The 24,774-nt window shown below is 33.4% G+C and carries 30 protein-coding genes; 18 read left to right on the top strand and 12 right to left on the bottom strand.

Translation table 11 applies throughout. The features are described 5' to 3' along the window. The first annotated feature begins 70 nt into the window (after positions 1-70). Both COI44_RS16020 and COI44_RS16015 read left to right on the top strand, forming a co-directional pair. Complete coding sequence (locus COI44_RS16020; RefSeq protein WP_179887144.1) at positions 71-571, top strand: Lrp/AsnC family transcriptional regulator; 501 nt, start codon at positions 71-73, stop codon at positions 569-571. Further along, entirely contained in the window at positions 568-1,770 is a 1,203-nt protein-coding gene (locus tag COI44_RS16015) for an aminotransferase (protein ID WP_098428821.1), read from the top strand. The genes COI44_RS16020 and COI44_RS16015 overlap by 4 nt, the downstream gene beginning before the upstream one ends. 46 nt (positions 1,771-1,816) lie before the next feature. Here COI44_RS16015 and COI44_RS16010 read toward each other — a convergent pair whose 3' ends face one another. From COI44_RS16010 to COI44_RS15975, 8 genes are all read right to left on the bottom strand, one after another. Beyond that, positions 1,817-2,572: a sirohydrochlorin chelatase gene (locus COI44_RS16010; protein ID WP_179887143.1), complete on the bottom strand. Its 756-nt coding sequence runs from the start codon at positions 2,570-2,572 to the stop codon at positions 1,817-1,819. A 33-nt stretch (positions 2,573-2,605) separates the two neighbouring features. Continuing rightward, complete coding sequence (gene cobA / locus COI44_RS16005; protein ID WP_141546941.1) at positions 2,606-3,391, bottom strand: uroporphyrinogen-III C-methyltransferase; 786 nt, start codon at positions 3,389-3,391, stop codon at positions 2,606-2,608. A gap of 16 nt (positions 3,392-3,407) precedes the next feature. Then, positions 3,408-3,626 (bottom strand): DUF3906 family protein, encoded by a 219-nt coding sequence (locus COI44_RS16000; protein WP_098428819.1) that lies wholly within the window; start codon positions 3,624-3,626, stop codon positions 3,408-3,410. 16 nt (positions 3,627-3,642) lie between these two features. After that, the gene (locus COI44_RS15995) at positions 3,643-5,265 is read right to left on the bottom strand and encodes a nitrite/sulfite reductase (protein WP_098428818.1); all 1,623 of its coding nucleotides are present in this window, start codon (positions 5,263-5,265) and stop codon (positions 3,643-3,645) included. Between the two features lie 11 nt (positions 5,266-5,276). Further along, a complete protein-coding gene (cysC, locus tag COI44_RS15990) occupies positions 5,277-5,873 on the bottom strand; it encodes an adenylyl-sulfate kinase (RefSeq protein WP_098428817.1) in 597 nt (198 codons plus the stop codon). A gap of 12 nt (positions 5,874-5,885) precedes the next feature. Next, positions 5,886-7,037 (bottom strand): sulfate adenylyltransferase, encoded by a 1,152-nt coding sequence (gene sat, locus COI44_RS15985; RefSeq protein ID WP_098428816.1) that lies wholly within the window; start codon positions 7,035-7,037, stop codon positions 5,886-5,888. A gap of 79 nt (positions 7,038-7,116) precedes the next feature. Beyond that, positions 7,117-7,818, bottom strand: coding sequence for a phosphoadenylyl-sulfate reductase (locus COI44_RS15980; RefSeq protein WP_098428815.1), 702 nt, complete (start codon positions 7,816-7,818; stop codon positions 7,117-7,119). A 122-nt stretch (positions 7,819-7,940) separates the two neighbouring features. After that, a complete protein-coding gene (locus tag COI44_RS15975; RefSeq protein WP_097978548.1) occupies positions 7,941-8,084 on the bottom strand; it encodes a YezD family protein in 144 nt (47 codons plus the stop codon). A 318-nt stretch (positions 8,085-8,402) separates the two neighbouring features. Here COI44_RS15975 and COI44_RS15970 point away from each other — a divergent pair, with 318 nt between their 5' ends. The 3 genes from COI44_RS15970 to COI44_RS15960 all read left to right on the top strand — a co-directional run bounded on the left by COI44_RS15970 (position 8,403) and on the right by COI44_RS15960 (position 12,105). Continuing rightward, complete coding sequence (locus COI44_RS15970) at positions 8,403-8,828, top strand: divergent PAP2 family protein (RefSeq protein WP_286163940.1); 426 nt, start codon at positions 8,403-8,405, stop codon at positions 8,826-8,828. A 246-nt stretch (positions 8,829-9,074) separates the two neighbouring features. Beyond that, the gene (locus COI44_RS15965; RefSeq protein WP_098428814.1) at positions 9,075-11,306 is read left to right on the top strand and encodes an MMPL family transporter; all 2,232 of its coding nucleotides are present in this window, start codon (positions 9,075-9,077) and stop codon (positions 11,304-11,306) included. Between the two features lie 163 nt (positions 11,307-11,469). Then, on the top strand, positions 11,470-12,105 hold the full coding sequence (locus COI44_RS15960) for a peptidylprolyl isomerase (protein ID WP_098428813.1): 636 nt from the start codon (positions 11,470-11,472) through the stop codon (positions 12,103-12,105). Between the two features lie 95 nt (positions 12,106-12,200). Here COI44_RS15960 and COI44_RS15955 read toward each other — a convergent pair whose 3' ends face one another. Beyond that, a complete protein-coding gene (locus COI44_RS15955; protein ID WP_098428909.1) occupies positions 12,201-12,524 on the bottom strand; it encodes a rhodanese-like domain-containing protein in 324 nt (107 codons plus the stop codon). 175 nt (positions 12,525-12,699) lie between these two features. On the opposite strand from COI44_RS15955, the gene COI44_RS15950 reads away from it, so the two are divergent. Next, positions 12,700-13,533 (top strand): lipoate--protein ligase family protein, encoded by an 834-nt coding sequence (locus COI44_RS15950; RefSeq protein WP_098428812.1) that lies wholly within the window; start codon positions 12,700-12,702, stop codon positions 13,531-13,533. Between the two features lie 802 nt (positions 13,534-14,335). On the opposite strand, the gene COI44_RS15945 is transcribed toward COI44_RS15950, so the two are convergent. Further along, entirely contained in the window at positions 14,336-14,641 is a 306-nt protein-coding gene (locus COI44_RS15945; RefSeq protein ID WP_098428811.1) for a hypothetical protein, read from the bottom strand. 343 nt (positions 14,642-14,984) lie between these two features. On the opposite strand from COI44_RS15945, the gene splB reads away from it, so the two are divergent. Together splB and mntR are read left to right on the top strand one after the other, a co-directional pair. Beyond that, positions 14,985-16,010 (top strand): spore photoproduct lyase, encoded by a 1,026-nt coding sequence (splB, locus tag COI44_RS15940; RefSeq protein WP_098428810.1) that lies wholly within the window; start codon positions 14,985-14,987, stop codon positions 16,008-16,010. Between the two features lie 182 nt (positions 16,011-16,192). After that, positions 16,193-16,630 (top strand): transcriptional regulator MntR, encoded by a 438-nt coding sequence (gene mntR / locus COI44_RS15935; RefSeq protein ID WP_097978553.1) that lies wholly within the window; start codon positions 16,193-16,195, stop codon positions 16,628-16,630. A gap of 89 nt (positions 16,631-16,719) precedes the next feature. Here mntR and COI44_RS15930 read toward each other — a convergent pair whose 3' ends face one another. Both COI44_RS15930 and COI44_RS15925 read right to left on the bottom strand, forming a co-directional pair. Beyond that, on the bottom strand, positions 16,720-17,115 hold the full coding sequence (locus tag COI44_RS15930) for an SA1362 family protein (RefSeq protein WP_098428809.1): 396 nt from the start codon (positions 17,113-17,115) through the stop codon (positions 16,720-16,722). Between the two features lie 110 nt (positions 17,116-17,225). Continuing rightward, on the bottom strand, positions 17,226-18,155 hold the full coding sequence (locus COI44_RS15925) for a DUF1385 domain-containing protein (protein ID WP_098428808.1): 930 nt from the start codon (positions 18,153-18,155) through the stop codon (positions 17,226-17,228). 206 nt (positions 18,156-18,361) lie between these two features. Between COI44_RS15925 and COI44_RS15920 the strand changes: the two genes are divergently transcribed. The 10 genes from COI44_RS15920 (at position 18,362) to spoIIIAD (ending at position 24,757) form a co-directional block, all read left to right on the top strand. Further along, the gene (locus COI44_RS15920; RefSeq protein WP_098428807.1) at positions 18,362-18,976 is read left to right on the top strand and encodes a YqhR family membrane protein; all 615 of its coding nucleotides are present in this window, start codon (positions 18,362-18,364) and stop codon (positions 18,974-18,976) included. A gap of 89 nt (positions 18,977-19,065) precedes the next feature. Further along, positions 19,066-19,524, top strand: coding sequence for a type II 3-dehydroquinate dehydratase (gene aroQ, locus COI44_RS15915; protein WP_098428806.1), 459 nt, complete (start codon positions 19,066-19,068; stop codon positions 19,522-19,524). Beyond that, a complete protein-coding gene (locus tag COI44_RS15910) occupies positions 19,511-20,572 on the top strand; it encodes a M24 family metallopeptidase (protein WP_098428805.1) in 1,062 nt (353 codons plus the stop codon). Before aroQ ends, COI44_RS15910 begins: the two co-directional genes overlap by 14 nt. Before the next feature lie 150 nt (positions 20,573-20,722). Further along, positions 20,723-21,286 carry an elongation factor P gene (gene efp / locus COI44_RS15905; RefSeq protein WP_098428804.1) on the top strand — a complete coding sequence of 188 codons (564 nt, stop codon included), beginning with the start codon at positions 20,723-20,725 and terminating at the stop codon, positions 21,284-21,286. 80 nt (positions 21,287-21,366) lie between these two features. Beyond that, positions 21,367-21,855 carry a DUF456 domain-containing protein gene (locus COI44_RS15900; protein ID WP_098428803.1) on the top strand — a complete coding sequence of 163 codons (489 nt, stop codon included), beginning with the start codon at positions 21,367-21,369 and terminating at the stop codon, positions 21,853-21,855. 538 nt (positions 21,856-22,393) lie between these two features. Further along, positions 22,394-22,675 carry a YqhV family protein gene (locus COI44_RS15895; protein WP_025672203.1) on the top strand — a complete coding sequence of 94 codons (282 nt, stop codon included), beginning with the start codon at positions 22,394-22,396 and terminating at the stop codon, positions 22,673-22,675. A gap of 16 nt (positions 22,676-22,691) precedes the next feature. After that, positions 22,692-23,612, top strand: coding sequence for a stage III sporulation protein AA (gene spoIIIAA, locus COI44_RS15890; protein ID WP_097978560.1), 921 nt, complete (start codon positions 22,692-22,694; stop codon positions 23,610-23,612). Next, positions 23,613-24,125: a stage III sporulation protein SpoIIIAB gene (gene spoIIIAB / locus COI44_RS15885; protein ID WP_069034081.1), complete on the top strand. Its 513-nt coding sequence runs from the start codon at positions 23,613-23,615 to the stop codon at positions 24,123-24,125. Between the two features lie 12 nt (positions 24,126-24,137). Continuing rightward, positions 24,138-24,341: a stage III sporulation protein AC gene (gene spoIIIAC / locus COI44_RS15880; protein WP_088072847.1), complete on the top strand. Its 204-nt coding sequence runs from the start codon at positions 24,138-24,140 to the stop codon at positions 24,339-24,341. 26 nt (positions 24,342-24,367) lie between these two features. Next, a complete protein-coding gene (gene spoIIIAD, locus COI44_RS15875) occupies positions 24,368-24,757 on the top strand; it encodes a stage III sporulation protein AD (protein ID WP_069034314.1) in 390 nt (129 codons plus the stop codon). The last annotated feature ends 17 nt before the right edge of the window (positions 24,758-24,774 follow it).

Genomic DNA, 24,774 nt, shown 5'->3' with positions numbered 1-24,774 from the left:
ATTACTAAAATAAAGATGAATAGAATGAACATCTAACGTAATTCCAGAAAATGGAATACATAAGGAGTATATGAATATGACAGAAAAAGAAATACAATTACTTCAGTGTATTGAACAAAATGGACGCTTAAGTAATGACGTAATAGCAAAAATGATAGGAGCTACTGAAGAAGAGGTAGCTGATATATTAACAAAATTTGAAAACGATCGTATTATTCTTCAATACATTACGCTTATTGATTGGGGGAAAGTCCCAGTTCAAGAAAGTATAACTGCTATGATTGATGTAAAAGTAGCTCCAAAACGTGGCGTAGGGTTTGATGAGATTGCTGAAAAAATCTATTTATACCCAGAAGTAAAATCAGTTTATTTAATGTCAGGAACATATGACTTATCAGTTGTAGTTGAAGGAAAAACAATGACATCAATTGCTTCATTTGTATCCCAAAAACTATCGACTTTAGAATCTATTTTATCAACGACTACCCATTTTATTTTAAAACGTTACAAACATGATAGTATCGTATACGGTCAAAAACAAAGTGATAAGCGTATGGTGATCACGCTATGAGTAAATTTAATTTATCAAATACAGTAACTACACTACAACCATCAGGAATTCGAAAGTTTTTTGATTTAGCGGCTAGTATGGATAATGTCATTTCTCTTGGGGTAGGTGAACCTGATTTTGTCACTCCTTGGAACGTGAGAGAAGCAAGTATTTATTCGTTAGAAACAGGACATACGGCATACACTTCAAATGCTGGACTGCTAGAATTACGTCAAGAAGTAAGTCGTTATTTTGCTAAGAAATTTGATGTGCATTATAGTCCAGAAGATGAATTAATTATAACTGTTGGGGCAAGTCAAGGGATTGATATTGCTTTAAGAACAATTTTAAACCCAGGGGACGAAGTAATCGTTATTGATCCATGCTTTGTTTCATATGCTCCTTTAGTTTCACTAGCAGGCGGTGTTCCAGTTCATTTATCAACGACAGGAGAAGAAGAGTTTAAAATCAATCTTCAAGCGTTGAAAAAGAAACTTACACCGAAAACAAAGGCAATCTTACTTTGTAACCCTAATAATCCAACTGGTACTTTACTAGAAAAAGAATTATTAGAGGATTTAGCCGTATTTGTTAAAAAGCATAATTTAATTGTTATTTCTGATGAAATTTATGCTGAGCTTGTTTATGATGGCGAATATACAAGCTTTGCTAATATCGATGGAATGCGAGACCATACAATTTTAATTTCTGGATTTTCTAAAACATTTGCAATGACAGGCTGGCGACTTGGAATTGTTGCAGCACCTTCGGACATTATTTCCCATATGCTTAAAGTTCATCAATATGCAATTATGTGTGCACCAACTATGTCACAGCATGCTGCAGTTGAAGCACTTCGAAATGGCGATCATGATGTAGAAGCAATGCGACGCAGTTATATGCAACGTCGTAACTTCCTTGTGCAATCTCTTCAAGAAATTGGATTATCATGTCATCTTCCAGGTGGAGCTTTTTATGTATTCCCATCAATACAGAATACTGGCTTAACATCAGAGGAGTTCGCTGAACAATTATTATTAAAAGAGAGAGTAGCGGTCGTCCCGGGAAATGTTTTTGGAGATTGTGGAGAAGGGTATATTCGATGTTCTTATGCAACTTCATTAAATCAATTAATTGAAGCTACAAAAAGGATTAATCGATTCTTACAGACTCTTCCAACTTACCAACCAACAAATTTTATTAAAGTTGAAAGTAAATAAACGAAAAATAAAAGCTCTTGTTTTCTATTTGAGGAAACAAGAGCTTTTATTTTATTGCAATATATAATTCCTTTTTTTGAGCTTCAAGTATTCTTTCAGTAAAAATTGATGTAATTAAGTGATCGTACCCTAAGGTTTCACATAATTTCCAGTTATTTTGCATTTCTAGAGGTAGAGCTTTTATTTTATCTTTTATTTCATTCATAAGAGTTCCTGAAAAAAATAAATATGGAACGATTATTACCTGTTGATTTTTTTCAATCAATAGTTGATTCCAAACTTCGTGAATCGAAGGCTTTGAAACGGACATAAAAGCGGGAAGAACAGGATGCTTTAAATTTGCTTCAAGGAGTTTAACGATTGAATTGAAATCATCGATCGTTAATGGATCACTACTACCTCGTCCAACTAGCAGTATTTTAGTTGGCTTTATGAAATGCTTAACCTTTTCATTAATTCGCTTTTGGATTAATTCAATCATATTTTTGTGTATTCCGATTGGTGTGGCAATTTTTATTTTTATGTGTGGATATTCCTTTTGAAATTTCGCGATTTCAATAGGGATATCCACCTTTGCATGATTTGCAGAAAGGAGTAAAACCGGCAATACTGTTACCGATTTTGCTCCTTTACGCAAACAATTCTCTAATCCTACTGAAATTGATGGTTCAGCGAGTTCAATAAAACTAATTTCTTGAACAGGGCAATCAATTTGTTTTTGTACTTTTTTAACAAATTGTATGGCTGAATGGACAGCCGATTTTACACGGCTTCCATGACATACATATAAGATTGCATCCATTCTAAAGCACCTCATTCCATTTTAAGGGAGAATTTATAGACTTGAATAATTAATGTTTTTATGTCCAGTGATCTCGTTATAGTTAGTCTCAAACCATTGTAATTGATGGTGTAATTTAACTACTTCACCTACGATAATCATACTAGGATTTGTTATTTTTTCTTTTTCAACGTCTGATATGACATTTTTTAATGTACTAATGACAGTACGCTGTTGTTCAGTAGTACCATAGTGAATCAGGGCAACGGGTGTGTCTTGATGTTTTCCATTTGAAATTAGTTGATGTCGAATATATGGTAAGTTATTAACTCCCATATAAATTGCTAGTGTGTCAATGCCTTTTGCTAAAGAGGCCCATTTAACCGTATCCTCTTCTTTGCAATGACCTGTTACAAAAGCAAAGGAACTACTATAATCACGATGGGTGACAGGTATACCAGCATAAGCTGGAGCTGCTATACCTGATGTAATGCCAGGAATGATTTCAAAAGAGACACCACGTTCCACAAGATAAGTTGCTTCTTCACCACCACGACCAAAAATGAAAGGATCTCCACCTTTTAATCGAACTACGTTTTTGCCTTTTTTTGCATACTTTACTAAGAAAGCATTTATTGTTTCTTGTTTTAATGCATGGTAGTTTGGGAGTTTACCAGCGTATATTAACTCGACGGATTCTTTTGCATACTCTAATAGTTCTTTATTAACTAGTCGGTCATATATAATGACATCTGCATTTTGAATGCACTTTAGTCCTTTTACTGTAATTAGATCGACATCCCCTGGTCCAGCACCAACTAAATAAACTTTTCCAATCATTCCACACACCTCATCATTATCGTTTACTTAAAACTTCTAAATCTAAAACAAATCCACCACTTTGACTAACTTTCTTTTTTTCATACATCAGTAGTTCTTTAACGTCCGGTTTTTTAACATAAAACTTTTCAAGCTCTGTATCAACTAGTTTAAATGCTTTTTCATCATCACTTGCTAATATAACAATTGGAACGATACGACTTTCGATTGATGCTTCAAATCGATATAAAAACATATGTCACCGACTTTCTTTAAGATGCATTGACAGTTTCAAGAATGGAAGTTAAATAGGTTTGTAATTCTTCAATTCCAACTCTTGATACATAATCTAAAAAGGTTTCTGAAGGTAGTTTATTTTCGTTAAAGTGCTGCAAGAATTTTTCTAATACTAGGTGGAGGGCAGGGGATTCAACCTTCCCTTTTAATTTTTCATTTAATTTCCCACCGTTGGCTAATGTTCCACCTACATAGATTTCAAAAGCCTCTACTAATTCTTTTTTCTCATTTCGAGCCTTTATTCCTTGAAGTCCGATATCAGCGATTGCTCTTTGACCACAAGAGTTAGGGCAACCAACCATATGAATTCTAACAGGTACATCCAAAGTAATTTTTTCATCTAAATAAGCAGCTGTATCCTTCATACGAGCCTTCGTTTCGACTAATGCTAAATTGCAGTATTCATTTCCGGTACAAGCAACAGAGTAACCAATAAATTTTGGCGGTATTGGTGTGAATTTTTCAAGTATTGGTTCTTTCAATAATTCATCAATATTTTCAGTTGGAATATTTGGCAAAATTAAATTTTGTGAATTACAATTACGTATTTCACCATTACCGTATTTTTTAACAATTCTAGCTAACTCAAAAACTTCCTTAGAATGCAATCTTCCAACAGGTATACTTAATCCAACATAATTTAATCCTTCTTGCTTTTGTGGTTGAACCCCATAAAAATATCCTGCATTCCATGACTCTTCAAAGCCAGTTCCTTTTGTTAATAGCTTACCTGTATATCCTTCTAAAACTTCTTTAAACTTTTCAACGCCCCAATCAGCAACTAAAAACTTTAAACGAGAGTGATGGCGTTTCTCACGGTAGCCAAAATCTCTAAAGATTGTTGTAACGGCGATTGCAACTTCCTTCACTTGGTGAGGTAACAAGAATACATCAAGTTCTTGAGCTAAATGTGGAGCGGAAGAAAGCCCACCACCAACTTTTAAATGGAAACCAGAAGTTTCTTTGCCGTCAATTTCTTTAATAGCCGGAATAAATGAAATACAGTTAATTTCTGCATTTGATGCATTATTTTTGTTAGTACTGATCGACATTTTATATTTTCTAGGTAGATTAGAGAACTCTTCATTAAACTGAAAGAATTCATAAATTTCCTTTACGATAGGTGTAGTATCAAATAATTCATTTGGATCAATCCCTGCAAGTGGATTTCCAACGATATTACGTGTAATATCACCACATGCACCAGCACTAGATAGCCCAACTTTTTCTAAACGAGTGAAAATATCTGGTATTTGATCAATTGTTAACCAATGAAATTGGATCGCTTGACGGGTTGTAATATCATATACATCTCGGCCATAATCACGAGCGATTTCTGCTAATGTTATAAGCTGTTCATGTGTTAATATGCCAGACGGAACATTAACTCGCATCATAAAATATCCAGCTTCTTTTGGTTTTTGTAAATAGCATCCAGCCCACTTGAATAAATCCCATTGATCTTTTGGAATTGATTCAAACCCATTTTCAGCATAGTAGGGGATGTCATCATAAATTTTAAGTCCATCCTTAACAAGTTTCTTTTTTTCAGTTTCATTAAGCTTAAGATTATCTTTCCAAATTTTTTCAAATGCCATCGAACATCACCTTACCCAATATAATTTTTACTCTTTAAAAATTGAAGTATTGTTTCAACACATTCTTGTACAGATTGTTTATCAGTATTTAATGTAATTTCTGGATTTATTGGTGCCTCATACGGAGAGCTGATACCCGTAAAGTTTTGAATTTCACCATTTTTTGCTTTTTTATAAAGTCCTTTCGGATCTCTACTCTCACAAGTTTCAACGGAGCATTCTACGTAAACTTCAATAAACTCGTCTTGTTCGACTAATGACCGAACGATATTTCGATCAGCAATAAATGGGGAGATAAAGGCTGTTAAGACAATTTGCCCGTTATCAACAAAGAGTTTTGCTACTTCACCAATTCGTCTTATGTTTTCAGTTCTGTCAAAATCAGTGAAACCTAGATCTTTGTTTAAACCGTGACGAATATTATCACCATCTAATACGTATTGTTGAACATTAAGATGGTATAAAGCTTTTGCAATCTCGTTAGCAATCGTCGATTTACCTGAAGCAGATAAACCAGTAAACCATAAAATACAGCTGTGGTGATTGTTTTTTTGTCGACGGTCTTCTTTTGAAATACTAGCCTGGTGCCAAACGATATTTTTAGACATATAACTTTTCTCCTATTCCACAGAAATTGATTCAGGTTCTTTTAAACCTTCAATTAATACTTCAACAACTTCTTTTCTACTAAAAGCAGAAGGAGGAACTTCACCTTTTTTTAGCATTTCACGAACCTTCGTACCTGATAATGTTACGTGATGTTCACTACCATGCGGGCATGTTTTTGTAGATGCCATATTTTCGCACTTTGAGCAATAGAAACTATTTTCAAAGAATAGGAGAGAGATTCCTAATTCATCTTGTGAAAATTTTTGAAAGATTTTTTGTGCATCATAAGTTCCGTAATAATTGCCAACGCCAGCATGATCACGCCCTACAATAAAATGTGTGCAGCCGTAATTTTTTCTAACAATCGAATGGAACACAGCTTCTCTTGGTCCCGCATATCGCATTGCGGCAGGGAATACGGCTAAAAATACACGATCTGTTGGATAATAGTTTTGGAGTAAGACTTTATAGCTTTTCATTCGGACTTCTGCAGGAATATCGTCCGATTTTGTCTCTCCAACTAATGGGTTTAAGAACAAACCATCCACAATTTCAAGTGCAGTTTTCTGAATATATTCATGGGCACGATGAACTGGATTACGAGTTTGAAACCCAACTATTTTCTTCCAATTTAATGATGCAAATTTTTCTCTTGTTTCTTTTGGACTTAAATAATGTTCTGTGAATTGGGTATGTTTAATTTGTCTAATAACAGTTACTTCGCCACCTAAATAAACATCACCACGGGAATACAATTTTGCGACTCCAGGGTGGTTTGCATCAGTAGTACCATAAACAAACTGTGCCTCAAGTAATTTGTTAGGTGTATAAATATCATCAATCTTTAACAAGCCATACACTTTATTTTCCCAAGTTAGTTTAACTAGTTCTCCTAGTTTTAGATTGCTGGCTATTTGTCCACTAACAGGAAGGGTAATTGGAATACTCCATACAGTCCCGTCTTTTAATCTCATTGTGCTTACGACTTGCTCATAATCTTCTTTTCCTAAATAACCAGTAAGGGGACTATAAGCTCCATTTCCAATTAACTCTAGATCACTTAACGCGATTAAATCTAAAGGAATTTCCTTCAAACCATCCTTCACAGTAACTTCTGGATTAAATCGATTAATTAAGACTCCGCCATGAGGGGGTAAACTCATTTCTAAACACTCCTTAAATTTTCCTATTTTAATAGTTAGTAAGAATAAACTTTCATTTTTTAGCATCTAATAAAGACAACTAATCATGTAATCCACATTCATTTTTTTGTGAACCAGACCAACGACCAGAGCGACTATCTGAAGAATTCGAAGCAGGTAATGTACATACCTCACAACCAATACTTGGGTACCCTATATCGTGTAATGGATTGTATGGGAGATTTTTGTAATATACATATCGCCAAACTTCCTTCCAAGTCCAATGGATTAAGGGACAAACTTTAATTGAACTGAACTTATTATCTAGATTAAGAAATTCTGTTTTTTGTCTTGAAGGAGATTGTTCCCTTCTTAAGCCTGACACCCAGGCTGGAGCACCATTTAGAGCTTCTTGAAGTGGTAAGATTTTGCGAATATTACAGCACTTATTTGGTTCACGCTTCCATAGCTCATCTCCATGAATACTTGCTTGCTCTTCTAAAGTCAGACTTGGTGTTTTCTTTTCTATTTGTAAGTTTGGATATTTAGCTTGCACGCGGTCTATTAATTCATAAGTTTCCTTGAAATGTAGGCCGGTCTCTAAGAAAACAACCTTTGCATCTGGTTTTACTTTTGAAATTAAATCAATTAATAAGATTCCTTCTACACCAAAGCTACAAGCATAAATTAGGTCATCACCATAGGTTTTGTAAGCCCACTCTAGTACTTCAAGTGCACCTTTTGTTTCATTATCAATTGAAAAGTCCGGAATACTTTTCACGTTCCAATTTTCAAATCTCATTTTCTTTTCCTCCAATTGACTAAAGAAGCCAAGTTATCCTAAAAAGAAAAGGCAGCTCAAATCTACATTTTTCATACGTAGACTTGAGCTGCCTCTAGTTTTTCTAGTCAGCAGGAACATATTTACTTTAATCGTATTTTTTCTTGCTTTTCTACTTGAATAATTCTCCCATCTTGAACGACTAATGTGATTGTTCCAAATCTTAAACCATTAAGTAACGATTCCACGACCTCAATGATGGGTGTTAAGTCGTTGGTTTGGCTCATGAGCTTCCTCCTAGAATTTAATTACAACTAAGTCTATCAGAATTATATGAATTGTCAATTTCAAAAATGATAATTTATTAAAAATTTATATATTTCATAATCTTGTATTATGTGATTGAAATTCTCCATTATATGTCAACTATTAAATAAAAATAATAAGTAAAAAACATAATAATATTGATACAAAAGTAAAGATCTGTTTTACATTTTAATATTTAACAAAAATAATTTTGTTCTTATAAGCTATTAATGAATATACAATTATTTAAGAAAGATAATAATGGAATAACAATTAGTTACACTTAAAGGAGGTTCCTTTTGACAATTCTTCATAACGAGCCATTAATTTCAGCTATTATAGCGTGGTTTATTGCGCAGTTTTTAAAGGTCATTATCCATTTATTTAAAGAAAAAGAATTTGATATATCTAAGTTTTTTGCTTCTGGTGGTATGCCAAGTTCACATTCCTCAACAGTTACTGGATTAGCATTAAGTGTTGGATTAACAGAAGGTTTTGGAAATGTTACTTTCGCAATCTCAGCAATTTTTGCGACGATTATTATGTATGATGCTTCAGGTGTAAGATTGGCAGTAAGTAAACACGCAAAGTTATTAAATGATTTTTTTCATGGAAGAATTAAAAATTATAAAGCATTAAATGAACTAGTAGGTCATACTTCATATGAGGTTGTTGTTGGAGCATTAATTGGAATCATCATTGCCATCATAGTTTCAAAATTTTAACGCTCTAATATAAATCAATTGATTTATATTATGGGCGTTTTTTTACACATTAAGAAAAGATCAATTGGCATCGAGGTAGTTCATTCGACGGGTGGCCATTATTAGGAAGTGCAATTACTCCTTTGCCTTAAGACTTCACTTGGAGAGTAATCTTTCTCTTTTTTCTGACTCAAAATATAAATCAATAGGCGAATTTACATCAGTTTGATAAGATATTGGTAGGATATGTAAATAAGGAGTGGAAAAATGAAAAGTACAGTAAGTGAAAATAGTGCTTGGAAAAAGGTGGGTCGATCGATTTATCAATTCCGGTATATTGTTATTGCAATTTTAGCTATATTTTCAATCATTCTAGGTATTTATTCGAAGCATTTACCTGGCATTTTAGATGGAGATGGTTTTAGGACACCTGGAGAGTATGAAAAAGCTAAGAATGTACTAGAAAAAGAATTTGAACAATCGCCAGATTCACTCATCATCATACTTGAGCGGAAAAAGGGTGCCTCTAACGCCGAATTCCAATCTGATATTGAACGGATTGTGAAGGAAGTTCAAAAAGAAAAGAATATAAAACAATTTCATCACCCTCTAATGAATCCGGGTATGAAAAAAGATAATATTGCCTACTTATCTCTATTATTCAATGAGAAGGATCACGATAAGCTTGTTGATCTAAACAATAAATTTGCAAAAAAAGTAGAGTCTTTTTCAGATGATACTGTAAAGGTAGGAACAACTGGATTTACAATCATTAGTGATGTAATGAATAAAACTAGTCAAGATGACTTAAAGAAAGCAGAAATGATTGGTGTACCGATTGCGTTTATCGTCCTATTTTTTGCATTTGGAAGTTTAGTTGCATCTGCGATTCCAATTATAATCGGTATGATTAGTATTTTAAGTACATTTGGAATTTTATTCTTTATAGGTAAGCATGTTGATTTATCAATCTTTGTCTTAAATGTTGCACCGATGATTGGATTAGCACTATCAATCGATTTTGCCTTATTATTCGTAAGCCGTTATAAAACTGAATTACAGAATCATTCATCAGTGAAAGAAGCAATTAGTGTAACGTTTGCAACTGCAGGTAGAGCGATTATTTTTTCTGGTATTTGCGTATTTATTGGATTATCAGCTCTGTACTTCATAAATATTGATTTATTTAGAAGTGTTGCAATAAGTGGTGCAGTTGTTGTATTAGTTAGTTTATTTTTATCATTAACCCTATTACCAGCAGTACTTTCTGCTCTTGGTAAAAATATTAATAAAGGTACGTTAAAATCGATTGCGAATCGAAGCCAAGACCAGCAACAAGCAGTTTGGAGAAAGTTCGCAAATTTCGTTATGAAAAGACCGATCATCATGGCACTAACATCATTAATCATTTTAGGTCTTTTCGTCATTCCAATTAGAGATGTGCACCTAAATATACCTACAATTGATGCATTACCAAAGGATGCAACGTCGAGAATTAATTATGAAAAATATCAAAAAGCTTTTCTTCCGGAAGCTCAAAAACATGGAACGGTCTCAATTGTACTAGAATCTAATACTGACTTTTTAAAGCAAAATAATGTAAACGCATTAGATAAAGTACAGAAAAAGCTTGAAGATGACAAGAATGTTTATGAAGTTAAAAGTGTGTTGAATGCAGTTAATTTAAACGCTCAGCAATTATTACCTGCTTTAAAATCTCCAAACGCATCAAAAATTCAGCCTGCTATTGATGCCTATATTAAAAAGAATAAAACTTATATTCAAGTATTCTTGAATTCTGATCCAAAATCAGAAAAAGGGAAGCAATGGGTAAGAGATTTTGAAGATAAATACAATGGGAAAATTGAAGGACTTAATTATACTGTCGGTGGTCAAGTGAAATTTGAACAAGAATTATTTGATGAGATTACAAATAATATTGTATACGGTTTACTTGTGATTATGGTTAGTACTTTTATCATATTAATGATTGCATTTAGGTCCATGATCATTCCAATCAAAGCGATCTTAATGAATGTATTATCTTTAAGTGCAACGTTTGGAATCATTACTTGGTTATTCCAAGGTGGTAATTTTGGCTTACCTCAATCTGATATCATGTTGATTTTGCCAGTGTTTGTCTTTGGTTTAGTTTTCGGTTTAAGTATGGACTATGAAGTATTTTTAATGTCGAGAATGCAAGAGCTATACTATGAATCGGGAGATAATACTTATTCAACAAGAGAAGGGTTAGTATCGACGAGCCGTATTATCACATCAGCGGCATCCATTATGATTGTTATTACAGGAGCATTTGCTTTTACAGATATGGTACCTGTTAAACAGATGGGAATCGGGATTGCTATTGCCATTTTCTTGGATGCTACAATCGTTCGTTTAGTTTTAGTTCCAAGCTTAATGCAGTTATTTGGAAAATGGAATTGGTGGTTTCCATTTGCTAAAAATAAAATCGATGAACCATCTAAACGAGTTGGATAAATAAATTAAGAGAAACTGCTATTCATTTCGTATTTGAATAGCAGTTTTTTAATATTTATGTGAACTAACTCGGTCTGTGTAAAAATTCCCAATTTTTCGAAACTATAGAAAATACATGGTCAAATTTGGTAAACTAAAAAATGAAAGAGGGGGAGAAGGAAAAATGTTAAAAAGATCGATTAGGGCAATTTTAATAAGCTGTCTTGTATTAACAATCAGCTTATTAGCAGCATGTGGTAACAATAATGAAAAATCTGCAAATGGTAAAAAACATGGGAAATTACCAATAGCAACAATAAAGGTAAAGGATTACGGTGTCATTAAAGCTGAATTATATCCTAATATTGCACCAAATACAGTAGATAATTTTATTTCACTAGCAAACAAAGGATTTTATAATGGATTAACATTCCATCGAGTTGTTAGAGACTTCGTAATTCAAGGTGGCGACCCTGAGGGAACTGGTGGCGGTGGCCCAGGATATGCAATTGATGGTGAATTTACATCAAACGGCTTTAAAAATAACTTAAAACATACAACAGGTGTACTATCTATGGCACGAACTGGTGATCCAAATAGTGCTGGAAGTCAATTTTTCATAATGGCAAACGATACACCTGACCTTGATGGGCAATATGCTTCATTTGGTAAAGTGACAGAAGGAATCGATATTGTTAAGAAAATAGACGCAGTTGAAGTGGATTCAATGGAAAAACCTGTTACTCCAGTCATCATCGAGTCCATAAAGGTCGATACAAAAGGCGAGAAATACGCTAAACCAAAAACTCATAAAGAATAAACTTGTCCTGAGCTTGGTTTTAATGACTTCTATATAAAACGCAAAAACTACTTCATAAAAATGAAGTAGTTTTTTTCATTTAAATTAAATATGGATTATAAACCTTTTTTAATTTTACCAGACCAAAGTTTGTATCCGCCCTTAAGTTGGTAAAGTTCTGTTACACCTTGTTTACGTAAAATACGTGCAGCTTGTCCAGGACGAACGCCCATTTGATCATATAAATAGACTGCCTGATCTTTACGAATTTCTTTTGAACGCGTTTTTAATTGTGCGAACGGAATATTTCGAGCACCTAATATATGGCCGTTCTTAAAATCTTCTTGATCACGTAAGTCAATTAGCTGAGATTTACGGTAGCCAGCACGAAATTCTTCCTCAGTTAACGTTTTAATTAAACGTTTTTGGTAGAAATACATAACTGTTGAGTATACAATGATACCTAGTACGACAAAAATTATTGGTAAAAACTGACTCAAATTTTTCAACACCTTTCAATTACCTACTTATCTTATTATAATTCTCTAGTAGGATTGTGCAAGAAACTTTCATTAAAAAAGTAAAAATTTATCGAAAAATGAGGAGATTTTCAACATGACAAAGACAAAGTGGAATTTTATTAATAGCGGAGTAAAATCAGGTAGCTATAATATGGCTCTTGATGAATGCCTAATCAAGTGGCAAAGTGAAGAAGGTTTTCTTCCAACACTGCGTTTCTATGAATGGGAAAATCCTACTGTAACAATCGGATATTTCCAAAAAAACCAAGAAATAAGTTTAGATGCATTAAAAAAATACAATGGTGATTTCGTAAGACGCCAAACTGGTGGAAGAAGCGTACTTCATCACGATGAATTAACTTATAGCGTAATTGTACCTGAAAGCTACCCAAATATGCCTGTATCTGTTACAGAAGCATATCGAGTGATTTCAATGGGAATTTTAGAAGGGTACAAGCTACTTGGTTTAGATGCTTCATTTTCTGTACCAAAAACTGCTGAAGAAAAAAACGAATTAAAAAACCCAGCAAGTGCCGTTTGCTTTGATGCGCCATCATGGTATGAAGTTGTTGTAAATGATAAAAAAATTGCTGGAAGTGCTCAAACGAGACAAAAGGGCTCAATTCTTCAGCACGGTTCAATTCCTTTAAATATTGATGTTGATATGTTATATGACTTATATATTTTCTCTTCTGACGCAGTGAGAGAAAGAATGAAAAAACGATTCTTAGATCGTGCAACATGGATCAATGCAGAAAGTACTACTCCTAAAACAATGGCTGACTTGTATGAAGCATTTGAAAAAGGCTTCGAAATTGGATTAGATATTGAGTTGGTGCCTTATGAATTAACAGAGGCTCAAGAGGAGGAAGTACTGGAATTAGCTGCTACTAAATATAATACTGCGGAATGGAATTTACGTAAGTAGTTTTTTATTGAAAGCCTTTTTTGGCTTTCTTTTTTTGGGCATTGAGGGGGTTAATAAAAGAAGTAAGGATGCAAATGAAAATTGAGCTGTAGGTATGAGGGAGAAAAAGTGCAATAAAAACTGGGAGGCGCAAATAAAGGTCGTAAGAGAGCAAATAAAAACTGAGAGGCTGCAAATAAAAGCTGTAAGAGTGCAAATAAAAACTGAGAGGGGCAAATAAAGGTCGTAAGAGTGCAAATAAAAACTGAGAGGCCGCAATTAAAGGTCGGAAGAGTACAAATAAATGTAGAAGTGCAAATAAAAAAGGCAAAAGTACAATTAAAATTCGATAACCGCAATTAAAAAAGGCAAAAGTGCAATTAAATTTCGAAAATCGCAAATAAAAACACGAAAACCGCAATTAAACCAAAAATATACCAATACGGCTAAGGGTATCCTGGCGGGATTAAGGCATAATATAAGTCATATTGAACGCAAAATTTTAATGTAACCGCCGAAATGTAGCGTAATTCCATTAAAATTAATACTTTTTAAATAGATCCATCCTGTTTTTCCCGATGATTAATAACCGTGTAAAAGGAAGACCGCGTTATTGGGATGGTAAAGCTTTATATCGTAAATGGGTTTTAATCGTAAATCTTTCTAAATCAATTTTTTTAATAAAGCGGTAAATTATCTGAAAAGTATGTAAGAGAATTAATTGACAAACATGTTGCTTATGGAACTTATTGCACTATTGAGTGGGAATAAAATAGGTGGAGAATCTATTCTTCACCTTCACATTTAATAAATGAATTGTTTTCTAATCAACAATTATTCCGTCATATCTAAATTGTTGATACTCTTTTCCTGCCCATCGTGCGTTTAAAAGGTCCATTTGGATACCTATATCTAAATGGTACTCCCCAGGTTCTTTCAGCTCTTTAAATACAAGGGTGTCATTTTTATAATCACCCAGTCCTGTATCCTGAATATCAATCAGTTTATCATCCTTGTTGCGTAATTCTACATGTATATCAGCACCATTAACCGCATCATAATTCGTGAATCCAACACGAACATGATCCCCTTTATGTAAATGACCTTCCCTAATATACATCTTAACCAATCCATATGTATGCTCCTTAAGTGGATTAGGGTCTGGAGTTGGTTTACTGACTTTAGTAGTGAAAGCTTTAATTTTATTTTCTTTTTTATGTACATTTAGGATATCCTAATAAAATCCTAATGATATAGCGGTTAACGTAGCAGCTACTAAGAGTATTTTTGTTTTAAATTTCATTTGTTTCTCCCATAAAATAATCCCCCTGTTTTTAATCTAAAATTAACTTTACCATAAAATATCCGTTAGGTGCATTAGAGCATCACAAGAGAAACTTCCTACCTTTTCCACTGTTTTAATTATTATCATGGTTAATACTAAACAAAAAAGTGGAGAAGGAGTAGATTATATGAAGCCTTTTATACCAAAGCTTGTTTATTTCGAGCCCCAAGCTTTAGAGTATCCGTTAGGAAAGGAATTAAAGGAGAAATTTGAGCAGATGGGTTTAGAAATAAGAGAAACAACATCTCATAATCAAATTCGAAATTTACCTGGTGAAAATGATGTCGAAAAATACCGAATCGCTAAGTCTACTTTAGTAGTTGGGTTGCGTAAGACTTTAAAGTTTGAAACATCTAAACCTTCAGCGGAATATGCAATTCCTCTTGCTACTGGCTGTATGGGGCATTGTCATTATTGCTACTTACAAACAACGCTTGGTTCCAAGCCTTATATTCGGGTATATGTAAATTTAGAGGATATTTTTGAGCAAGCCCAGAAATATATAAAGGAACGCGAGCCTGAGATTACACGGTTTGAGGCTGCTTGTACTTCTGATATAGTTGGCATAGATTATTTAACACATTCTCTTAAGAAAACGATTGAATTTATTGGTGAAACAGAATACGGTCGTTTACGATTTGTAACGAAATTTCCACATGTAGATCATTTACTTGATGCAAAACATAATGGAAAAACAACATTTCGATTTAGTATAAATTCTAGATATGTTATCAAAAACTTCGAACCTGGAACAGGCTCATTTGATGAGAGAATAGAAGCCGCCAAAAAAGTTGCATATGCAGGATATCCATTTGGGTTTATTGTTGCACCTATTTATATGCATGAAGATTGGGAAGAGGGCTATGAGGAGCTTTTTATTCGATTAAAAGATGCATTAGGTGAATTGGCAAATGAGAAGATGACATTTGAACTTATACAGCATCGATTTACTAAGCCTGCCAAAAAGGTGATTTTAGAAAGGTATCCTAATACTAAACTTGAAATGGATGAAGAGAAAAGGAAATATAAATGGGGCAAATATGGCATTGGAAAATATGTTTATCAAAAGGAAGAGGCTGCTTCAATTGAAGAGACCATTTCGGGTTATATAAAAAAGTATTTTCCTAATGGAGAAATTCAATATTTTACATAATGAAGTGTATCTATTTTATAGGTACACTCTTATTATTTTTATCATACTCTTATACAGAATGAAGATCTATTATCATTTAAATGTGTTCATGTTAATTGCACTTTTGGTATATGTGTTGTATCATTTTATTTGATGCTTATTGTAACGGAATAAAGTTTGAATGAGTGTATTGGAGGAAGAACATGCCCACACCTAGTATGGAAGATTATATTGAACAAATTTACCTTTTAATTGAAGATAAAGGGTATGCTCGTGTATCTGATATTGCTGAAGCATTATCAGTACACCCATCGTCAGTAACCAAAATGGTGCAAAAACTAGATAAAGACGATTACTTAATTTATGAAAAATATAGAGGGTTAATCCTAACCGAAAAAGGTAAAAAAATGGGAAAAAAACTTGTCTATCGCCATGTATTACTAGAGCAATTCTTAAGAATTATTGGTGTGGATGAAAACTTAATTTATCAAGATGTTGAAGGAATGGAACATCATATGAGTTGGGAAGCGATTGATCGAATTGGCGAACTAGTTCAGTTCTTTGAAGAAGATAAAAATCGAATTGAAGCATTAAAATATATTCAAAAATCGAATGAAGAGCAATCGAATTCAAAAAAATAGGAAGACTGTGTTTCGAAATAGAGCACAGTCTTTTACTTTCAAATTAATGGTCTCAGATTGATTGAATTGTCCAAAAAGAAAGACCGTGCTTAGTAGGAAGCACGGTCTTTCTTTTTGCCCTTTTCACCCTCAATCACAGTTAAGTGACTTGCATCCTTTGATCGTTTTTTTAACAAAGGCGTGGAGGTACTTTTTCTTGAAGTGGGCTTTGATTTGTTAATCGATTTTTTTAACGAGCTAGATTTTTGAGTGTTATATTTTTTTATAGTTTGTTTTGCAGCCTTACGATAGGAGTCTTGTTGGCTTCTTTGACTGTTTGAAGATGAGAAAACTCTATAAATAAAATAAATAATTAAAAGAATTAATCCAATAAACAAAAATCGTTGTAATAATTTTGCTGGATCGTTTATCAACTGAGAAATTAAGCCAAAAAGTGCTAATGCTATTATTCCATAAAATATTGATGTGTACACTTTTTGATTCACTTTAAGCACCTCCTATGGTGAAGAGTAAATAATGTATTAGAAAAATATTGTTTCTTATAGTTTATTACATTTTATCCAATAAGTTGATATTTTTTATAAAATTCTGTCAATTAATTCTTGTTATTTTTTTCCACTTCTAAAAGTCGGTTAAATGAAGCGATTGAGACTTCAACTTGATCATCAGATGGTTCTTTAGTTGTTAATAATTGAAGCCATAATCCAGGGTAACCTACCCATCTTAATATAGGAATATTTCGAACTTTATTTGTTAATTGAAGAACCTCGAACGAAACACCTATAACGACTGGAATTAATAAAAGTCGATCGACAATTCTAAGCCAAAGTGGGCTTGTTGGAACTAAGAAGTATATGAACATACCAACAATTACAGTAAATAGGATAAAGCTACTTCCACAACGATAATGAAGTCGAGATTGGGATTGGACTCCTTCAATCGTTAAAGGAATATTGTTTTCATATGCATTAATCACTTTATGCTCGGCACCGTGATACATAAACACTCTTTTTATAAATGGAGTCAAGGAAACTAAGTAAATATAAATTAATAAAAAACCTAGTTTTAAGATAGTTTCTATTACGACTTGTTGAAAATCGGTTTCAAATATTGGTTTCAGTGTTGCTGCTAGTAGTACCGGTACAAGTGTAAAAATAACTTTCCCAACTAAAAATGATAAAACGGCTAGTAATGAAAGTCCTAGATAAGTTGCAAGCGTACCTTTTTGTTTTTCACGCTCAATTGCAATTTGCTCATCATCTTTTGGATCAATTCCATATCTTTCAGTTGAGTAATTTAAATGCTTGGATCCATTAATACTTGCTTGTATAATCGCGACTACACCACGGACAAAAGGAATTTTCTTTAATTTTTGCATTGTCCGATTTATATGTATCGGTTCTTCATAATATTGAATTTCTTCATTTGTCCTGCGGATAGCAGAGACTGTATGTGTTTTGCCACCAAACATTACGCCCTCTACGATTGCTTGACCCCCATAAACTGCTTTATTTTTCTCTCTCATGTTGCACCAACCTAAACTTGTTTTTTATCTATTACTATCTATTGTAAATGTAAGCATAATAATGGTGCAAGTAAGAAGTAGGAAAATCTAAATAATAATCACAATATTTTTAATTTTCTAATAAAAAATCGGAATCACATTAAACATTTCTTTGTTGGACATAATACTCAGAGATATTTAGCAATGTATGGAAAGGGAAATGTTAAATGCAGGAAAAAGATAAAGAACAAGAAAAAAAAGGTCAGGATCAAGAACAAGAAAAGGATGTGCAAGGTAAAGAAAACAATCAAAACCAAGATCAAAATCAGAGTCAAAGTCAAAATGAATACCTAGTCCAAGGTGGCGATGGTGATTCAAAAGGGAACAAGAACTTTAATAAGATTGTAAGTATTGGGTTTTTCGGTGGCATATTTTGGTCTACTGTTTTGTTAGTTCTTAGTTATTTTGACTTTACTCAAATTGGTCCAAATTTTGTTTTAGAAAGAATCAAACTTGGAAAATGGGCAAATGGTAATGTTGAAAACTTAATTTCTATTGTTGGTATAGGGATTATTTCAATCCTTATTGCATTTGTATTTTATTTTATCGGTAGAAAATTTAACGGAGTTCTGCCAGGTATATTTTTTGGATTGCTTCTGTGGGTTATTGTTTTTATTCTTCTTGGTAAAATAGCATTCGATTTAAAAGCAATTAAGGATTACTCGTCTGATACGACAGTTACTACAATCTGTTTATTCATTTTATACGGAACCTTTATTGCATATTCTGTTTCTTTTGCATTTCAAGAGCAAAAGGCATATTTGCGTGGCTATTCAAAATAGTCTGGCCTATGATAAAATAAACCTTGGGTATTCCAAGATATGAGTGTTTGGGATAAATATGCGAAAAATGATGGGTGGAGACTTTTAAAATGGCTAAGTTTTTATTATTGAATGGACCTAATCTAAATATGCTCGGTCAGAGAGAAGTTTCTATCTATGGTTCAACTACATTAAAGGATATTGAAGATCATTTAACATCGCTTGCACATGAAGATGGGGATACGATTGATTGTTTTCAATCGAATCATGAAGGTGAATTAATCGATCAACTGCATGCGGCAAATAATGTCTATGATGGGATTCTGTTTAATCCTGGCGCATTTACTCATTACAGTTATGCAATTCGTGATGCAATTGCAAGTATTACCGTACCAACAATTGAAGTACACATTTCAAATATACATAAAAGAGAAGAGTTCCGACATAATTCAGTTTTAGCTGCAGTAACTGTAGGGCAAATCGTTGGTTTAGGTGTGTATGGATATGATTTAGGTTTAAGTGCGTTAAAAAAGATTAGTAGGGGAGAGAAAAACAATGGAAAAAATTAAAAAGTTACGTGAAGCTTTAGTAGAAAAAGGATTAGACGCATTATTAGTTACTAGTACATACAACAGACGTTACATGACGAACTTCACAGGTTCTGCTGGTGTTGCTTTAATCACTCAGGACAAAGCTTTATTCATTACTGATTTCCGCTATATTGAACAAGCTACTAGCCAATGTGAAGGTTATGAGATTGTTAAACATGAAGGTTCAATTCCAGCTGAAGTTTCAGCTTTAACAGAGAAATTTGGCATAGCAAAACTTGGGTTTGAACAAGATCATGTTACGTTTACAGAATTTGGTTCTTACCGCAAAGTGGTAAAAGCAGAATTAGTTCCTGTAAGTGGATTAATTGAAAAATTACGCTTAATTAAAACAGATGCAGAGATTTCAATCATTAAGGAAGCTGCTAAAATTGCAGAATCTGCCTTTGATCATATTTTAGGATTTATCCGTCCAGGTGTTACTGAATTAGAAGTATCAAATGAGTTAGAATTTTTTATGCGTAAATTAGGTGCTACTTCGTCATCATTTGATACAATCGTTGCTTCTGGTACTCGTTCTGCTCTTCCTCACGGTGTAGCATCAGAAAAAGTAATTGAAACAGGTGATTTTGTCACTTTAGATTTTGGAGCATACTATAAAGGTTATGTATCAGATATGACTAGAACAGTTTCTGTAGGTGAGCCTCATTCTGATTTGAAGAAAATTTACGATATCGTTCTTGAAGCTCAATTACGTGGTGTTAATGGGATTAAAGCAGGTATTACAGGTAAAGAAGCTGATGCTTTAACTCGTGATTATATTACGGAAAAAGGTTATGGAGAATATTATGGACATGGAACTGGCCATGGTATTGGTCTAGAAGTACATGAGGGACCTGGCGTATCATTCCGTTCTGATACAGTATTAGAGCCAAATATGATCGTAACTTGTGAACCAGGTATTTATATTCCAAATCTAGGTGGAGTTCGTATAGAAGATGATTTAATCGTTAAAACTGGTGGTAACGAAAACTTAATGTCTTCACCAAAAAATCTAATCATTTTATAAGTTTTCATTAGATTAGAAAATAGAACTACACAAAAAGCGTATTTTACTTTATGATATAAAGTTGTAAAAGAAATTCATGGTAAGAGAAATGGTTCTTTTTTTACACAATACATACTTATCGAACCATTTCATTTTTTAGGAGGATATTTAATGATTTCAGTAAATGATTTTCGTACAGGTTTAACAATTGAAACTGACGGTGGACTTTGGCAAGTAATGGATTTCCAACACGTTAAACCGGGTAAAGGTGCTGCATTCGTACGTTCAAAACTTCGTAACCTTCGTACAGGTGCTGTACAAGAAAAAACATTCCGTGCTGGTGAAAAAGTAGCAAAAGCACATATTCAAAACCGTAAAATGCAATATTTATATGCTAATGGTAACCAACATGTATTCATGGACAATGAGTCTTATGAGCAAATTGAATTACCAGAAGCAAATATTGAACGTGAATTAAAATTCCTTAAAGAAAATATGGAAGTTTATATCATGACTTTTGAAACTGAAATTTTAGGTGTTGAATTACCAAACACAGTTGATCTAAAAGTAGTTGAAACTGAACCAGGTATTAAAGGTGATACTGCTTCTAACGTTACAAAACCAGCTACGATGGAAACTGGTCTAGTTGTACAAGTACCAATCTTCATTAATGAAGGCGAAGTATTGATTATTAACACAACTGAAGCTAGCTACGTTTCACGTTCAAAAGCTTAATTAAATGTAAAATGGAGGCACTTATTTAAAGAGTGTCTCTTTTTTCTTATTAACAAATTTAAATAGGTAAGGGTGATTAAATGGTTACATCAATTGTTCTTTGGACATTGATTATCATTTGTTTTGCATTGGCGTTTATTGCGTTAATCAAACCAATAATTCCAGGAGTACCAGTATTATGGGTAGGCTTTTTAATTTATTACTTTGGTATAAATAAAACTAATTTAAACATATCGTTTTGGATTATTATGCTGATTTTTACAGCTGTTATATTTCTAGCGGATATTCTAGCTAATAAATATTTTCTTAAAAAATACGGCAGTACAAAAACTGGTGAAAGAGTAGGTTGTTTGGCTGTAATCGTTGGTTCGTTTGTTTTTCCTCCCTTTGGCTTAATTATTGTCCCATTCATTTCTGTTTTTATAGCTGAGAAATTACAAGGGAAGAATACGAATGAGTCGATAAAATCTGCATGGGCGACAGTTGTCTCCTTTATTAGTAGCTCATTGGCAAAAGCGGTATTGCAAGTTATTATGGTAATAATCTTTTTCGTTTATATTATATTTTAATTTGTTTTTTAGAATTTTATATTAAAACAACGAAGAATGTAGTTTGTTTTAAAGTAAGTATTGTCATGGTGATTTCCATTACAGGATGCTCGCTTTCCATGGGGCTGAACCTGAGCCTCCTCGTTCCAGCGGGGGCTCAGGCTTCCGGCATCTCCCATAGGAGTCGAGCAACATTCATTCCAATCAACTTATTCAAATAGATTAATTAAACATAAAACCAAATTATCTAGCTTTAATAGTATCTCATGCCCCATTTATGAGTAAGTAAAATTTAAGAACCTGTTTAAATAGTTACTCATGAACCCTTTATGAGTAAGTAAAATTCAAGATTCTGCGTTAATAGTACCTCATGCCCTGTTATGAGTAAGTTATTTTTATATTTACTTTTTCAACTACACTTCAACCATTCATAAGCAAGTCTAAAGAGAGAAGTCATACGACTTCTCTCTTTTTTGTGCATTCGAATGAATGTTTGTCTTCTGAAATGGACATGTTCAGCATATTAGTAATAAAAAAGAATGAAAAAAGGTGAGTAGCTATGAAGGATTGGATTGATTCAATGGATCGAGCAGTTCTAAGTATGGGAATGCTCAGAGTTTTTGGTGGTAGTGTAGAATTGATTGCTGCTTTTACAATTTTGTATTTAAACGACATTAAGAAAGCATTGGCGGTAAATAGTGTTTTGGCAACTGTCGGACCTATTATCCTCATTTCAACAATGGCTATTGGAATTATAGGGGTTGCATCTAAATTGGATCCTATTCGATTAGTTTTAGTAGTTTGTGGTGTGTTTTTAATATTGTTGGCAGTTTTTAAATGATAGGATGTGACCTTTTATGGAAGAGGTTTTCAACGTATTGCCTACATTAATTAAAGAAAAGTTACAGCGTTCATATGGAGACTTACATCAAGTCGAGGAATTAAGGTTAAGAATCGGGCGTCCAGTTGAAGTGATTTCTAATAATCAGTCAAATTTTATTCCATATATCCTAACAGAAGAAGAAGGCGGGCAGATTCTTGGAAAGTTGAGTCAATTCTCAATTTATACAATTGAGGAAGAATTGAAAAAAGGCTATATCACAATTAAAGGTGGGCATCGAGTCGGGTTAGCTGGTCGCGTTGTAACCGAAAACGGAATGGTTAAAATGATTCGAGATATTAGTTCTTATAATTTTCGTATTGCAAAAGAAAAAGTAGGAATAGCTAGTCCATTTGTAAAGTATGTTTATGAAGGAAGATGGAAAAACACTATGCTGATTGGCCCGCCACAAGCAGGGAAAACAACATTACTTAGGGATTTTGCTAGAGTGGTGAGTCAAGGTGATGCCATCAGGGGAATAAGGCCTGGGAAAGTTGGCATTGTTGACGAACGATCTGAGATAGCAGGTTCAGTTAAAGGGGTTCCTCAATATACTTTTGGTGAAAGAATCGATGTATTAGATGCGTGCCCAAAGGCTGAAGGAATGATGATGCTTGTAAGGTCGATGAGTCCTCATGTCATTCTTGTAGACGAAATTGGAAAAAAGGAAGATGTCGATGCAATTTTAGAAGCGATCTTTGCCGGTGTTCAATTAATAGTGACCGTCCATGGCTATTCACTAGAGGAAATAAGAAAACGCCCTTCACTATTGCCTTTGTTTCAAAATGGGACATTTGAACGATTTATTGAAATTTCAAATTTTCCGTCACCTGGTACTGTAACGGATATTAAAAATAAGGATTTTACTAGTTTATTTCATCCGAGGGCGGTGCTTTAGATGAGGTGGATTGGAGCACTTATTATCATTTTTTCAACAAGCTGGCTTGGATTTTATTTTGCAGGTAGATTATCAGAACGAACAAAAGAATTAAGGGGCTGGAAGTTGGCTCTTCAATCTCTTGAGGCTGAGGTAATGTATAGTCAATTGCCACTTCAAGAAGCGTTTAGAAGAATTTCGAGTCAATTGAAAGGACCGATTAATAGTTGTTTAAAGGATTTTGCAATTCAACTTGAAACGAGTGCATTTTCAGCGAAAGAAGCCTGGGAAAATTCATTAATGAAATATGCTAAAACTGTCTCGATTAAAGAGTCTGACATACAAGTGTTATTACAATTTGGTGAGACAATTGGTATGCATGATAAATATTCACAACAAAAACAAATCATTTTAGCATTAAAACATTTGGAAAGAGAAGAGCAAGAAGCAATCGATTCGCAGGGCAGTTATGAACGAATGTCTAAAATGCTAGGCGTTTTAAGTGGAATATTAATCGTTATATTACTCTTGTAGGAGGAATTTAAATTGATTACAAATTATGCACTGATGTTTCAAATAGCTGGGATTGGAGTAATTGCTGCAATTATTCATGCGGTCTTAAAAAAAGCCGGACAGGAAGAGTTTGCTACATGGACGATTATTACTGCATTCATTATCGTATTTCTTCAAGTTATCACTAAAGCTGGTGATCTATTTAATAAAGTTAGGGATGTATTTCTATTTCATTAGATTAGGGGTGAGAGTCTTTGGAAATCATCCAAATTGTTGGCATTGGGTTAGCCGCTACATTTGTCATTCTTCTACTAAATCAATTTAAAATGAATAATTTTACTTTAGCAATAACTGTTTTTATAAGCTGTGTATTGTTTTTATTTTTATTGGATAAGGTGCAATTCTTATTAGATCAAATTCAAAAACTAGCAAATCAAGCGAGTATTAAAAATGTGTATGTTGAAACTTTATTAAAAATAATTGGGATCGCATACATAGCTGAATTTGGAGTTCAAATTACGAAAGATGCCGGCCAAGGGGCAATTGCTTCCAAGATTGAATTAGGGGGCAAAGTACTCATTTTGGTTCTTGCAGTACCGATTTTAACAGCTTTAATTGAAACAATTTTAAGTTTTTTACCAAAAATTTCTTAGATGTAAGGAAAGGAGGA

The sequence above is a fragment of the Bacillus sp. AFS088145 genome, assembly GCF_002564465.1.
Lineage (GTDB): Bacteria > Bacillota > Bacilli > Bacillales > Bacillaceae_G > Gottfriedia.
The sequence above is the reverse complement of the archived record's forward strand: the minus strand, read 5'-3'. Positions and strand labels throughout refer to the sequence as shown.